Origin of the sequence: Enterococcus sp. AZ011 (genome assembly GCF_050548355.1) — a bacterium.
Classification (GTDB): Bacteria; Bacillota; Bacilli; order Lactobacillales; family Enterococcaceae; genus Enterococcus; species Enterococcus faecalis.
In genome coordinates this window covers 924031-938795 of sequence record NZ_CP172959.1, presented here as the reverse complement: position 1 = coordinate 938795, position 14765 = coordinate 924031, and the positions used below count along the sequence as shown (strand labels likewise).

Below are 14765 nucleotides of genomic sequence, written 5' to 3'. Positions count from 1 at the left end.
TCGGCTTATTTCCGAAGGAGCTGCTTTTGTTCAGCTGATTATCTTAAGATTTAGAAAGTGGGGCATAAGTCATTTCGACTTATGCCCCACTTTCCTGTTTTTATTTTATCTTACTTCTACTTGATGTTTTTCAATTAGCGCTTTTTCAACTTTTTCCATTGAACGGTTAATTTCTTCATCCACTAATGTCGCTTCTGCATTAACGAAAGTTAAACTATACGCCATTGATTTTTTGCCAGCGCCTAGTTTTTCACCTTGATATACATCAAATAAATGAATCTCTTTCAAATATTTACCTGCGTTATCTGAAATAGTTTTAACTAGTTCTTGATTGGTAACTGTTTCATCGACTAATAAAGCAATATCTCGAGAAACTGCTGGGAATTTAGAAACTGCTTCATAAGTAACCCCGCCTGCTTCTGTGGCTACTAATTGTTGCAAGTTTAATTCAGCAACATATGTTTCAGGAATATCGTACGCTTTTGCTGTCGTTGGGTGAACTTGTCCGACAAAACCAACCACTTCATCTTCTAAATAAATCCATGCTGTCCGGCCTGGATGCATTTCTGGAATCGCCGTTGTCGCTTGATAACTGATTTTTTCTGTTAATCCTAAAACAGCTACAATACTTTCCACTAAGCCTTTTACTGTATAAAAATCAACGGCTGTTGCTTTTGTTTGCCAATCTTTAACCATTGTATTACCAGTTAAAGCAAGTGCTAAGTGATTTTCTTCTGTAGGTAAATTTTTTGTTGGATCTTCTGTTTGGTAGAAAACGCGTCCTACTTCGTAGAAGGCGATATTATTATTTTTACGTGCCACATTGTATGCGACATCATCTAATAAACCAGAAATTAAGTTCATACGTAACACAGAACGCTCTTCACTCATTGGCCATTGCAAACGTGTTGTTTGACTTTCTTTCATCATAAATTGACGGGATTTTTCTTCTGTTGTCAACGCATAGCTGATGGCTTCACTCGTACCATGACCTTCCAGTAAGCTCTTTAATTGGCGCGTAACATGTTGTGCTTTGGTTAGACTTCCAGCAACTGTTTCTCCACTTGGCAATGTTGAAGGTAAATGATCATATCCATAAATGCGCGCCACTTCTTCAATAATATCTGCTTCAATCGCAATATCCCAACGTCTTGGTGGAATCGTAATTTCATATGCGCCTTGATTTACTTCATAAGCAAAACCGAGTGCTTCAAAAATTTCATTCACCGTTGCTTCATCTAATGCAGTGCCTAAATATTGGTTGATTCGTTCTAAAGTCACAGCTACCTGCGCTTCTTTTACGGCCACTTCAGAACCAATTGCAGTGCCTGAGACCACTGTTCCGTTGGCTAACTCTGCAATCATCGCGGCTGCCACATCACAAGCTAGCCCAACTGTCGCTTGGTTGATGCCTTTTTCAAATCTACTTGAAGATTCACTCCGTAAATTGAATTGTTTAGACGTTTTGCGAATAGACAATGGATTGAACAATGCCGCTTCTAAAGCCACAGTTGTTGTTTCTTGACTGATTTCAGAATTAGCTCCACCCATTACACCGGCTAAGCCGACAGGCGTTTTTCCATTCGTAATGACGATATTTTCTTCTGTTAATTGACGTGTTTCACCATCTAATGTAATTAGTTCTTCTGCTGCTGTTGCTCGACGAACCAAGATTTCTTTACTATCTAATTTTTGATAATCAAATGCATGCAATGGTTGACCAAATAATAATAAAATATAATTTGTCACGTCCACCACATTGTTAATCGGACGGATTCCTTCATTCATCAATCGGTTTTGCAACCACTGAGGACTTTCTGCAATCGTCACATCTTTAATGACACGAATTTGATACGCTGGTGCATCTTGTGAATCTTCAACAGTCACTGTTACGTAATTTTCCACGTTATCTGAAGCATCTTCTTTGAGTTTGGGATCATTAAACTGAGGCGTTTGACGATAAATTGCGCCAACTTCATAGGCTACCCCTCTCATACTTAATGCATCTGCACGGTTTGGTGTAATTGATAATTCAATAATCGCATCATCCATGTCTAAATAAGGGAAAACAGGTGTCCCATTCACTGCTTCTTGAGGTAAATAATAAATCCCTTCAGCATAAGCTTTTGGTACGACATTGTCTGAATATCCTAGCTCTTCTAACGAACAAATCATTCCGTTAGAGACTTCGCCACGCATTTTACCTTTTTTAATTTTTTGATTTCCTGCAATTCTTGAACCAGGTAATGCTACGATGACTTTAATTCCTGCTTTTATATTTGGTGCTCCACAAACAATTTGTGACAATTCTTCTTCACCGATGTCTACTTGGCAAATTGATAAGTGGTCAGAGTTTGGATGAGGAACACATTCTTTTACTTCACCGACAACAATTTTCTTTAATCCTTCTTCAGGTACAGCAACGCCCTCAACTTCGATACCTGTCACAGACATTTTGTCCGCTAATTCTTGCGGAGTAACGTTTGAAAGATTAACATATTCATTTAACCATTTATAAGAAACTAACATTTTTCAACTACTCCTTTACCTTGAATTGATTTAAGAAACGTAAATCATTTTGATAAAAATTACGGATATCATTTACACCATAACGTAACATAGCAACGCGATCTGGTCCTAAGCCAAAGGCAAAGCCTGAGTACTCTGTTGGATCAATCCCTGACATTTGTAACACATCTGGATGAACCATCCCCGCACCTAAAATTTCAATCCAACCTGTATGTTTGCAGACGTTACAACCTGCGCCGCCACATTTAAAACAGCTAACATCTACTTCGACTGAAGGTTCTGTAAAAGGGAAATAGCTAGGACGTAAACGAATTTTACGATCTTCACCAAACATTTTTTTCATCATGACTTCTAACGTCCCTTTTAAATCACCCATTGTGACATTTTTATCGACAACAAGGCCTTCAATCTGATGGAATTGGTGACTATGTGTCGCATCATCTGTATCACGACGGAATACTTTCCCAGGAGAAATCATTCGTAATGCACCTTTTGAAAAATCGTGTTTTTCCATTGTTCGAGCTTGAACTGGTGAAGTATGCGTACGAATTAACATCTCATCTGAAATATAAAACGTATCTTGCATGTCGCGTGCCGGATGATCTTTTGGTAGATTCATGCGTTCGAAATTATAATGATCGGATTCTACTTCGTATCCTTCCACTACTTGATAACCCATGCCTAAGAAAATATCTTCAATCTCTTCCATAACTTGTGTCAAAATATGACGTGTGCCTTGAGGCATTTGTTTTCCAGGTAAAGTTACATCTAAACTTTCTTCTTTTAGTGCCGCATTTAACGCTTCGTTTTCTAAAACAACTTTGCGCGCTTCAATTGCTTCTGTTAATAAATCACGAATTTCATTTGCAAAGCCCCCCACCACTGGTCGTTCTTCTGGTGAAAGGTTTTTCATGCCTCTTAATACTTCGGTGATTGGCCCTTTTTTCCCTAATGTTTCTACGCGAATTTGGTTTAATTCTTTTAAAGTAGCAACTTGTGCGATTTCTTTGAGCGTATTGTCTCTAAGAGCTTCTAATTGCGCTTGTAATGTCATTATGCGTTCCCCTCTATCTTTTATTTAAACTAAAAAAAACGATAGCCCATTCCTTTCAAAGGAACGAGCTATCGTGTTACCATCCTAATTCATAACAAATTGTTGTCATGCACTCATTTCATTTAACGGCAATTACCGGTTTGCTTTCTTCTTGAAAACAAACAAACTCAGGAAGTGAATTTCGCTTGGTGACTGTGTAAATCAGCTTCCAGTCTCTGGCTGACTCTCCCTAAAACACGTCAATTCAAACTACTTGTTTCCATCACTGTTTTTTTAGTTATTTAATTACGTTTAGTTTACAAGAAGTTTTGCTTGCGGTCAACTGCATTCTTCGTCTTTTACCCATTTTTCTGCCCAATGTTGAATTTGTTCCATTGCTAATTGCAAGTCTTCGCCTTTTTCGGTCAGGAAATATTCTAAGCGATTTCCTTCACCGCAACGAACAGCTTTGGTGATAATTCCTTCAGCTTCTAGTTCCTTCAATCGCTCTACTAAGACACGATCACTTAACATTGGAATTTTTTCTTTTAATTCGCCAAAACGTTGAGGACCTCGTTCTAATAAAACATCAATAATTAAACCATTCCATTTTTTACCAAGTATTGAAAATGATTTTTCAAATTTGGGACAAAGTACAAACGATTCTGTTTTTACTTTTTCCATCTTCCTCACCTCTTCAATGAGTATAGCACATTCCTTACAAAATGTAAGTGTTTCTGCTTCTAATTTTTTCTACTTTATAAAATCTACAACATTTCCTGTCTGCATGTCAATAATTACTCCTCCATTTAATAAAATTAAATAGACGTGCGACACCTCTTTATGCGTTGCCTCTTGTAGCGCTCTACGATAAAGATTCATCTGTCCGCGATACCGTTCGACAATTTCAGAAATCGCTTGGGGAGAGGTGCCTTTTACATGATCGGTTTTATAGTCATACAAAATGCATTGATTGTCTAATTCGATATAGCCATCAATAATCCCATGAATTAATAAATCATCTTGTGTCGTCTCTGGATAATTTTGAATGAGCTCTTCTGCTTCAATCAGCATAGAAAAAGGTTGTTCCCTTCTAACGGTTTGATGGTGTTGAATCAATTGTTTTCCTAAGGCGGTGTCAAAGAAGGCCACGATTTGTTCCAGATTCATTTTTTCAGCAATTGCTGGTAAAATCAATTTATTTTCCACTAAGCGTTCTTGAACAGCTCGCACTTCCTCGTAAGAAGGTTGCTTACTTAAATCAATTAGTTGTAATAAATAATGGGTTGCTGTCCCAATTTCAGCTGCTGAGGGCGCTTGAACCGTATCTAAAAATTTAGGCTTACTTAAATCTCCTTCAATCATTCGATTGACAATCAACGGTTGCGCTTGAATAGTATTGTCTTCCCGAACCTCAATTTTACCAATTTCTTTGTTATCGGGGTCATCAAATACTCGCTTGATTTCAGAAACAGACTGATAACTGGTGGTCCGAGTAGCCACTTCAAACGGATAATTGAAACTTAACCGTGCAAGGCCACGATTGATTTTGTCAGCAGATAATTGCGCTTTTTCGGCTAAATCCTCTGCTTGTCTTTCTGGCAATTGTAATTGCTGAATGGCTGCTCGTAGTTGTTCTTCGTTGAACCACTGAATATGAAAGTTAGCTGGGTGCTTTTTGACTTGCGGAACGTTACTTACTACTACTTCTTGCTGATATTCATCGGCTTTTTGATGACGTACCAATGTCATCCCAACCCAATTCATTAAACTACTTTTACTTTGCAAGCGATTTTCAGCTGGTAGCACCAGTGTTTCTACATCGCCAACTTTCAGCCACTCTTTCCACATCGCCGCTTGGTCTTTATAGGAGCCTACCAGAAAAAGTTTCTGTTCTGCACGTGTCAACGCCACATATAACTTCCGCATTTCTTCGGATAGTAATTTTCTTAATCGTACTTGTTTAATCGCCAAAAATGGTAAAGTATCGTACATAACTCGTTCTTCAGGTTGTAAATAACGAATACCTACCCCTAAATTTTCTTCAAAGATATAGCGTTCATTCAAATCACTGACATTAAATTCTTTGGTCATATCTAAAACGAATACCACCGGAAATTCTAACCCTTTACTAGCGTGAATCGTCATGACGCGTACGGCATTCTCTTCACTTAAAACGACTGGTTCTGCTAAATCTTTGTCTTTTTCTTGCATTTTTTCGATGAAGCGAACAAATTGAAATAATCCGCGGAAGGTTGTTTTTTCATACGCCGCGGCCCGGTCGACCAACGCATATAAATTGGCTTGGCGTTGTTTGCCAACAGGCAACCCGCCAACATAATCAAGATAGGCCGTTTCCCGATAAATTGTCCACAGCAAGTTGCTAAGCTGGTTGCGTCGAGCCTGTTCCCGCCATTTTTCTAATGATTCAGCAAAACGTATAGTTTTTTCCTGAACAACTGCTTCCTCCATGGTTGGTTCCATCTTTTGATTAAACGTTAAAAATGCTTCGTAGTAACTGGTTTCCTTATTAGCCAAACGAATAAGCACTAATTCGTTTTCTTTTAATCCAACAATTGGTGAACGTAACACAGCTGCCAAAGGAATGTCTTGATAAGGATTATCAATCAATTGAAGCAAGGCAATCATTGTACGAATTTCCGTTGCTTGGAAATAATTTTGAGCATCATTGACTTGAACTGGAATTTCTAATGATTTAAAAACATCTAAAATAGTTAAATTATTTTTCTTCGTAGGCGTTAATAAGACAATATCTTGATACGTAATCGGTCGATCCGTTTTCAGCTTTTTATCATAAATTAAGAAATTTTGGTCAATTAATTCACGAATTTTCAAAGCAGTAACGTAAAGTTCCCCTTCTGTCTTATCTTCAATCAACAACTCAGGGGATTGTAATTCTGGAAATTCAACTGATTCTGTTGCTTTTTTTTCATAAATTAGCAATTCAGTTGAATAATCAGCCGCCTCCGAAAATTGATCAAAACCATGAACCAAAGCAGCTGACTCATCGTAAGCAATTTGGCCCACTCGCTCATCCATTAATTGACTAAATACTAAATTCGTAAAGTCTAAAACGTCTTTGCGGGAACGAAAATTTTCAGCTAGAATAATTCGTTTGCCCTCTTTGCCTTGCCCATACTGATTGTATTTTTCAATAAACAATGTAGGATCTGCCAAGCGGAAAGAATAAATAGACTGTTTCACATCTCCTACCATAAAAAGGTTTCCTTCTGCGCTAAGCGGGCGGCGCAACCAATACAAAATAGATTCTTGTAATTGATTGATATCTTGGTATTCATCGACTAACACTTCATCAAATTTTTCTCGATAGTAAACCGAGGCTTCTGATGCATGCCAGCCATCTGCCTGATTTTTCGCTAAAATAGCTAACGTATAATGTTCTAAATCGTTAAAATCCACTAAATTTTTAAGCCGTTTTTCTGCGCCATAGGCCTCCATAAATTGTTTCCCCACGTGAGCCATTTCTTGAACAATGGGCGTGGCCTCTTTCAAGACTTGTTTCATGGCATCTGGAGAAAGTGTAAACAGTTGCTTTTTCAAATCATTTAACGCTTTTTTATTTTGTTCTCGCAACTGTTTGGCTTGTTCCGCGGTCGGTTTCAACTCTTCGGCACGAACTGTTGGGTAGCGGTCAAAGCTTAACAATTCAGTCAAATTATAGGCGCTTTCTAAATCATTTCTCTCTAAAAATTGTAAAAATTGTTTTGTTTGTTCCTTTTCATTTTGAGCTAAATACCAAATCTTTTGAAGTTTCTCTTCGCCCTCTGTTAAGGTCACCATTTCTTCGTAACGCTGAAGAGTTCGTTGTAACGTCTCAACGGCTAGCGGTTTTAAATACGTCTGAAATAACGTTGATTCGCCTAGCTGATCCCCTACTTCGTAGGCTGGTGTTAAGCCATTAATCCACGCCTCTGGATCAGGATTGGCTTTGGCAAATTCATAAAAAGAAAAAATTAAGTTAGTGAGTCCGTCATCACTACGATCATTGGAAAAATTCGCTGTTAATTGGTAAAATTCTTCTTGATTTTCCGCATAAAATTGTTCACGTAATGCATCCCAAACATCTTCTTTTAATAACAATGTTTCTGTTTCATCTGTTAACATCCGAAAAACTGGATCTATGTCAATTAAATAATAAAAACGACGAATAACAGTTAAACAAAAGGCATGTAACGTGCTGATATTGGCTGTTGGCAAAAGAGCAATTTGACGAGAAAAATGCCGTCTTCTTTCTGGATCTTGTTCTTCATTCATTGCCTTTTGTAACGCCACTTGGATACGTTCTTTCATCTCACGGGCGGCGGCTTCAGTGTACGTCACAATCAAGAGACGATCGATATCGACGCCGCTTTTGACTTTTTCAATGACACGGCGGACTAAAACAGTGGTTTTTCCTGAGCCAGCCGAAGCAGAAACTAAGATATTTTCATCGCCATCAAACACCGCTTGCCATTGACTGTCGGTGAATTGCTCATTGGCTGGACGTAGTGGAATTGTTTTACTCATCTTCGGTTGCTCCTTCCTCATCTTTGTTTAACAAGCGCGCCATGATTTCCTCTTTGGATAAATTCTCAATACGATGATAATTATTTTCTTTTAACATCACATCAAAATCACAGACACTTCGAAACGGACAATAGCGACAAGCAATCCGTTCCTTGCCTTGATAAGCGGGATTAAGTTGAACTTCGCCGCCAATAATTTGATTCCCCGCTTCAATAAATTTATTTCGGTTATAGGAAAGCAACGCGCCTAGTTCTGGTTCTGTCACAAATTTATCTTCTTGGCGACGACCAGGTTTAATTTGTTCTTTGGCTGATTCTTCAATCGGAAACAGCAACGAACTTTGTTTAGCTTGCAGACTCGTATCTAAATGATCCAATAAATCTGGGTCTTTCATCAAAAGACCATCAAACTGATATTTTTTAAGCATTTGTTGTTCAATGTCGTCTTTGCCTTCATAAGATAACGTAGGATTGTGTACATGCAGATAAAGTGAGCCAGCAGGTTTAGCTTCTTGACCAACTAATTGCACAGCATCCATTAAAGCCACATCCAAGTACGTCAGCATTTGCATGGCTAAGCCGTAATACGCTTCTGTCATATTAAATTTACGGTGACTCGATTTATAATCAATCACACCTAAATAGGTTGATTCGGGGGTAACCAATTGATCAATCCGGTCGATTTTCCCCCGAACATGAATTTTCCCTTGATTTTTTAATGGTAATTCCAAACCAGAAATTCCTTTTTTAGCGGCAATTTGGCCAAATAACACTTCTGTTTGAACAGTCGTCATGCCACTTCGTTGGCTTTGGCGTTTCAGCGCCCAACTGACTTTTTTAATTGTTTGACTCAATTGATAGCGAATATAGTTCATGCGACTAGAGGTCGTTAATACAGAAAAACGTGCATCCCCTAAAATACTATTTAGTACTTCCTCCGCCAATAAATTGACTTCCTGATCGGTTAATTCAGATAAGTTCCGTTGATTCATAATCAATAATTTAAAGAACTGATCCAATGCTTCATGGAAAAATTCTCCTGTAGCTGCTGGTGAAAGCCCAAAGACATCTCTTTCTTTCAAACGTAAGCCATAGCGAGAAAAGTATTGATATTGACACCGATAAAAACTCTCCATCCGAGAAACAGATGTATAAATATCTTTACCATATAAAGGTTCTGCTAAGACCTCATCAATCTTTTCAGGAATATTTTGATGCGTTAAACTTTCGAAAACTTGCTTGGCTAGCGGCGCAATTGATTGGTTCATTAGCGCTTTTTCCATATTTAACCAGAAAGGCAACAATCCTTCTTGTGTTTCTTTCCGTTGTCTTTTCAAACGCGTTAATTCACCGATTAACGTCCGATACGTACTAATATGGGATAAACTGGTCGTTTCATCATCGAAAATGGTTGTTTCATTTTTTTCAAAAACGGGCAAGTTTAAATCTTTTTGGATATTTTTAAAATAAGGAGACGGTTTGACTTCTTGAGCGGTGTCTTTAACACTTGGATAGGTTAAATATAACCGTTCTCGCGCTGAAGAAAAGACGAGATACGCAACATAAGGTTCTTGCGCAATTTTGCGTCCGGTTGTCCCACGTAAATATTGGTTTTCCGTTAAAGTATCATTGATTGCCTGACGTTCTTCATCAGACAATAGTGTTTTATTTTCAATCTTTTGTGGAAAAATTTCTTCCGTCATCCCAATAGCAAAAGTAACCTTGGCAGCGCCAGGTCGAGTTAAATCCATTGCGCGAACTTGTACTTGGTCAATCGCTGTCGGCACTTTACTATAGTGCAAACCTTCCAAGCCACTAACAAATATTTCTTGAAACGTTGTAAAATCAAACGAACTTTCTCCGTAAACAGTGACGTATTCATCTAGTAACGACATCAATGCATCCCAAGTCTGTTCATGGTTACGAGCTGTTTCTAGTTGACCAGCTTCGATAGCTTGTAAGCGCCACATTTTTAATTGTGTTGCCACACCACTTTGCAGTAAAAAGTGATAGAAGACGGTCGCTGCTTCCAAACCATTTTTGGCACTTATCATTGCTTGAAAGTAACTAGGTAGCAGCCGTTGAAGCGATTGACGAATCGCATTTGACTCTTCTTCCATCGTAGCGACATCTTCTTGCTCTTCCGCTTCAAAATCATACCGAATAAATTCCCAATCTTTTTCTTGCGACCAATAATAACCTTCATAGCCGTATGCCAGGACCACATTTTCGGTAATATCAACTTTTCTGCGCCAAGCGTTCCGTTGGTTTAACCAATCAGTCAAGCTTTCTTCAGAAGTAGCGAGTTGATTCATTGGCATAAATAATTCCGTTCTCAAAAAACGGAGCACATCGCGATAACGATAATTGTACGAATGAATAGCAAATAAAGATTCAATCCATTCGACTAAAGGATGCCGATCCATAGCCATATCTCGGTCGACATAAACAGGAATCTCGTGTTCCGCAAAAATCGGTTCTAATAAATTTTCATAACAATCTAAATCACGAGTCAACACCTGAATTTCTTTGTACCGATACCCTTCTTCCACCACTAAACGGCGAATTTCGGTTGCAACATGTGTTAATTCTTCTTTAACGTTTTCAGCACGCCACAGAAGTAAGCCATCGCCCCTCCAGTCAGTTGTGCTTAATGGAGGCAGGTGTTCTTGCGATTGAATCCAATAATCATTTAATCCTTGCAAGTCTGGATTTGTAATTAATACCTCTTTCTTTTCCACATAATCTGAAAGAATCGGGATTTGCTTCTGTCTTGCTAGTTGATAAAGCTGATGATAGGTTTGTCCCGCTTCATAAAATAACGACCGCGGATCAGGTAAGTCATGCGGATATTGTTTGTCCAATAAGAGGGCTACTTTCACAGAACCTGCTTGCGCCATTAGTACTTCAATCAACTTTAATTCTCTGGCAGTAAACTGCTGATAGCCTGAAATAACGAATTGAACATTCGACAAATCAACCGTTTGTAAATACTCGCTTAAATGTTGAATAATCTCCGCTGATTCATAGCCATACTGACTCATTTGTAATTGGAATCGTGTAAAAATTAACGTTAAATCTTGAAACTTAAGTTGTAAATCTTGTCCTTTAGGGTTCTCCGTTTGTTTTTCTAAAAATGGATAAAGCTCCGCAATCTCAATATTGCCTTCGCGCATTTCTTGATAAAGCTGAAATAGTTGCTGAATAAAGCCAGGCTTGTTAATTTCACCTCTAAAAATTTTTAACTCTTCTTCTACTTCTACTAAAATTTTGCGGAAAATCATCGCAGCGCCTGCATCAGATAAAACATCTGCCGAGTAAAAAGGTGTATGTTGTAAATAGTACCAAGCCAAACGATAAAAACTAAAAACCTGCAGACGGGTACTGGTTATTGAATCAGACGTAGTTGTCTGTAATTGACGTAACTTTTGCAAGACTTGAATTTCTTGCTCAAACTTAATATGGTTCGGGACTAAATAGAATACTTCATGCTGTGCGTCTTCCTCTAGCCATTGTTTTGTCGCCTGTATAAGTGGCGCTTCTAAATCTGCCACAGCGGTTCCTCTAATAAACTGCACACTCATGGTTTCACATCCTTTTCCTTTGCACTGCCTTTATTTTACCACAAAAGAAGGACGGAAACATGTGTTTGTTTTTACACATTTCCGTCCTTCTCTTTTACTCATTGTATCTTTTATTGTTTTGACACTTCTGGTATTGGACCAAACCGTGAGAATGGCCACATAACAAATTTCACTTCACCCAAAATATCTTTTTTATGAATAAAACCAATGACACGACCGTCTTTTGAATTCCGTCGATTATCACCTAAAACAAAGTAGCTATCTGCTGGTACTTTTTCTTTTAATGAAAAATCGCCTGTCAAAGGTTGACCATCTGTTAAGGCTTTTTTAAATTCATCTAAATAGGGTTCGTCAACTTCTTTTCCATTGATGTACAACGTATCATCCTTGTACGCAATTGTATCTCCAGGTAAACCAATCACACGTTTAATATAATTTTTATCTGGTTCATCTGGCGCTGGGAAAGTAATAATATCGAAACGATTAATTTCTGTGTTTTTTAATGTAATTACCCGTTCACCATCTGCTAACGTTGGATCCATTGAATGACCTCTCACTACGACAGGCGTAAATACAAATTGTCTCAGTAAAAACAGACCCAAAGCTAAACAGGCAAAAAAGACGACTGTTTTAATTAATTCTTTTGATTTCAAACTCATTCCTCCAAAAACCTTATTATCTTATGTCTCATATTCTACCACAAAGTAAATCAATCCTATAGTGCTTAACACTCAATTAATTTTTATGTACGCTTTTTTTACAAAATGGTCAGAAAAAAAACGTATTTCTTTCAAATTTGATTCTTACTTTTTTGATCCTGCCCATAAAAAAAGCATAATCAATTCTAAAAAGGACTGAATTGATTATGCTTCTAGCGTTTTAGCGATCCATCACAACCACGTAACAAACTTCTAAAGGACCATGCAACCCGACAACCAGTTGCATTTCAATATCTCCTGAATTAGAAGGCCCTGAAATAAAGTGAATCGCTGAGCCGATTTTTTCGCCTTTTTCTATTTTATCTGTATAAAAAGCTGCTGGCTGAGTCGAACGTGGAACGAGTTTGCTAAACGGTATAATTGAAATGTAATGCTTCGGTAAAAAATGTAAGGCTCTGCCTTGTCCCGCATTGGACTCCACCACAATTGTTCCTGATTCAGCTAGTAAAAACTCAGCAAAGGCAATCGCAATATTTGCCTGAGCAGCTGTTTGAATATTCGCTTCTCGTTGCTCACTTCCAGGTTGCCATTGCTTAACAGAAACAGCCTCTAATGACTTAGCTAAATCAGCTAATCCATAGGCTTCAAAACGTGCATCTGTTGGCAATAAAAGATTGCCCCCACCAAACTCAGCAACAATTTGCTGAATCGTCGTCAGTAAATTTTCTTGTGTGGTTTCCACTAAGTTCGTGTGAATCGTTTCCACACGTTCTTTCACAATCGTTAATAGCTCTGCTGGTGTTTTATCTGCCAACTGTTCTTCTGGTAAATGATTAACTGGCTCAAATGGATGGGCCGAAACAGGCTGTTTTTCTACGCCTAATTTTTCTCGTAGATTTTGTAAAAAAGGTTCTCGATTTTGAATCGCTTCGTTAGTCATTTTTTTCACCTTCTTGATGTTTTTTGAACCAACTTCTGAAGTTTTCTGAAGATTTTGGTGGTCTTGGCAAATCACGAACATCGGTCCAACCTTTTACTAACCCTGGTCCTTTATCAAGGTAGCCCCCATGATTGTACATGTTTTCAACAGTAATGTCTTTTTGTTTACTTAAAATGCCCGCTGCAGCATGATCGACTTTCATGGCTGCTTTAAACATTGCTGGTGAACCAGTGGCTTTACCTACCATACGCATTTGGAAATCTTCAAATCCATGTTTCATTTTCAGATCATCGGTCATCACTTTACGATGTTCAATTAATAATTCGTGCAATGGAATTTTCACAGGACACGTTTCCGTACATGCCCCACAAAGACTAGACGCATAAGGCAATTCCCCAAACTGTTTATATCCACCTAAAATTGGAGAAAGCACAGCACCAATTGGTCCTGGATAAATAGAGCCATAACCGTGCCCTCCAATATGGCGATAGACCGGACAAACATTCAGACAAGACCCACAACGAATACACTGCAAGACTGGCTGAAAGGCTGTTCCTAACGCTTTTGAACGTCCGTTATCCAAAATGACCACGTGAAATTCTTCTGGACCATCGGATTCATCCGCATTTTTTTGCCCGGCAAACGTCACATACGTTGTTAAATTTTGACCAACAGCACTTCTGGCTAAAAGGTTATCTAAAACCTCTGCTTCACGCATTGTTGGTACGATTCTTTCCATTCCCATTAACACGATTTGTGTCTTAGGAATACTGATGGTCAAATCAGCATTTCCTTCATTTGTATTTAAGTTAATTAAGCCGCTATCCGCAATAGCGAAATTACAACCTGTAATGCCAATCTCCGCTTCCAAAAAGAATTTGCGCATCACTTCTCGTGCACAGCGTGCCAAATTTACCGGGTCATTATCCCCTTGATACCCTAATTTTTTCGCAAAAACCTGACGAATCTGTTCGCGATTTTTATGAATACTTGGGAAAACAATATGTGACGGCTCATCCCAGTCATCCATTTGTAAAATGAATTCCGCCAAATCTGTTTCCATCACACTAACATCGTCTAATCCCAATAACATTGGATCTATATCGACTTCGGTCGTCACCATTGATTTAGATTTCACAATTTTTTTCGCCCTTTTTTCTAGAACCACTTGTTTCACATATTCATTGGCCTCTTCGGCGGTTTGAGCAAAAAAGACTTTGCCACCTCGTTTGGCAACGTTATCACTGAACTCTTCTAAATAGTCAGGCAGATATTGAATGGTATGTTGGCGAATTTGTTCTCCCAGTTCACGCCATTGTGGCCAATTGCCTAAAGCTTCCCGCGCACCTTCTCGTTTCTCCCATTGGGCATCTTGTGCTTTGGCGACAGCCTTTTGCATAAACACATCTTTTTTACTTTCTTCAATTCGTTCACTTAACGGCTTATTGCTCGTTGATAATCCCACAGTTCTTC

8 protein-coding genes and 1 other annotated feature are annotated in these 14765 nt (G+C 38.4%); all 8 genes read right to left on the bottom strand.

Features of this window, described 5'->3' with window-relative positions; translation table 11 throughout:
* Positions 1-105: 105 nt before the first annotated feature.
* A complete protein-coding gene (gene pheT / locus IGL36_RS04585; RefSeq protein WP_002397789.1) occupies positions 106-2529 on the bottom strand; it encodes a phenylalanine--tRNA ligase subunit beta in 2424 nt (807 codons plus the stop codon).
* Positions 2530-2536: 7 nt separating this feature from the next.
* Positions 2537-3583 (bottom strand): phenylalanine--tRNA ligase subunit alpha, encoded by a 1047-nt coding sequence (gene pheS / locus IGL36_RS04580; protein ID WP_002358034.1) that lies wholly within the window; start codon positions 3581-3583, stop codon positions 2537-2539.
* Positions 3584-3639: 56 nt separating this feature from the next.
* Positions 3640-3858 (bottom strand) — a binding site (T-box leader).
* Positions 3859-3901: 43 nt separating this feature from the next.
* The gene (locus tag IGL36_RS04575; RefSeq protein ID WP_002358035.1) at positions 3902-4246 is read right to left on the bottom strand and encodes a winged helix-turn-helix transcriptional regulator; all 345 of its coding nucleotides are present in this window, start codon (positions 4244-4246) and stop codon (positions 3902-3904) included.
* Between the two features lie 69 nt (positions 4247-4315).
* Entirely contained in the window at positions 4316-8110 is a 3795-nt protein-coding gene (gene addA / locus IGL36_RS04570; protein ID WP_002405248.1) for a helicase-exonuclease AddAB subunit AddA, read from the bottom strand.
* Positions 8103-11693: a PD-(D/E)XK nuclease family protein gene (locus IGL36_RS04565; RefSeq protein WP_002397786.1), complete on the bottom strand. Its 3591-nt coding sequence runs from the start codon at positions 11691-11693 to the stop codon at positions 8103-8105. The genes addA and IGL36_RS04565 overlap by 8 nt, the downstream gene beginning before the upstream one ends.
* Positions 11694-11803: 110 nt before the next feature.
* Positions 11804-12352, bottom strand: a complete 549-nt coding sequence (gene lepB, locus IGL36_RS04560; protein ID WP_002358039.1) for a signal peptidase I — start codon at positions 12350-12352, stop codon at positions 11804-11806.
* A 220-nt stretch (positions 12353-12572) separates the two neighbouring features.
* Positions 12573-13292 (bottom strand): LutC/YkgG family protein, encoded by a 720-nt coding sequence (locus IGL36_RS04555; RefSeq protein WP_010716939.1) that lies wholly within the window; start codon positions 13290-13292, stop codon positions 12573-12575.
* On the bottom strand, positions 13285-14757 hold the full coding sequence (locus IGL36_RS04550; RefSeq protein WP_002360595.1) for a LutB/LldF family L-lactate oxidation iron-sulfur protein: 1473 nt from the start codon (positions 14755-14757) through the stop codon (positions 13285-13287). The genes IGL36_RS04555 and IGL36_RS04550 overlap by 8 nt, the downstream gene beginning before the upstream one ends.
* Between the last annotated feature and the right edge of the window lie 8 nt (positions 14758-14765).

Excerpts from the sequence above, each read along its gene's own strand:
- pheT (WP_002397789.1), bottom strand. The coding sequence starts at position 2,529 with ATGTTAGTTTCTTATAAATGGTTAAATGAATATGTTAATCTTTCAAAC.
- pheS (WP_002358034.1), bottom strand. The coding sequence starts at position 3,583 with ATGACATTACAAGCGCAATTAGAAGCTCTTAGAGACAATACGCTCAAA.
- IGL36_RS04575 (WP_002358035.1), bottom strand. The coding sequence starts at position 4,246 with ATGGAAAAAGTAAAAACAGAATCGTTTGTACTTTGTCCCAAATTTGAA.
- addA (WP_002405248.1), bottom strand. The coding sequence starts at position 8,110 with ATGAGTAAAACAATTCCACTACGTCCAGCCAATGAGCAATTCACCGAC.
- IGL36_RS04565 (WP_002397786.1), bottom strand. The coding sequence starts at position 11,693 with ATGAGTGTGCAGTTTATTAGAGGAACCGCTGTGGCAGATTTAGAAGCG.
- lepB (WP_002358039.1), bottom strand. The coding sequence starts at position 12,352 with ATGAGTTTGAAATCAAAAGAATTAATTAAAACAGTCGTCTTTTTTGCC.
- IGL36_RS04555 (WP_010716939.1), bottom strand. The coding sequence starts at position 13,292 with ATGACTAACGAAGCGATTCAAAATCGAGAACCTTTTTTACAAAATCTA.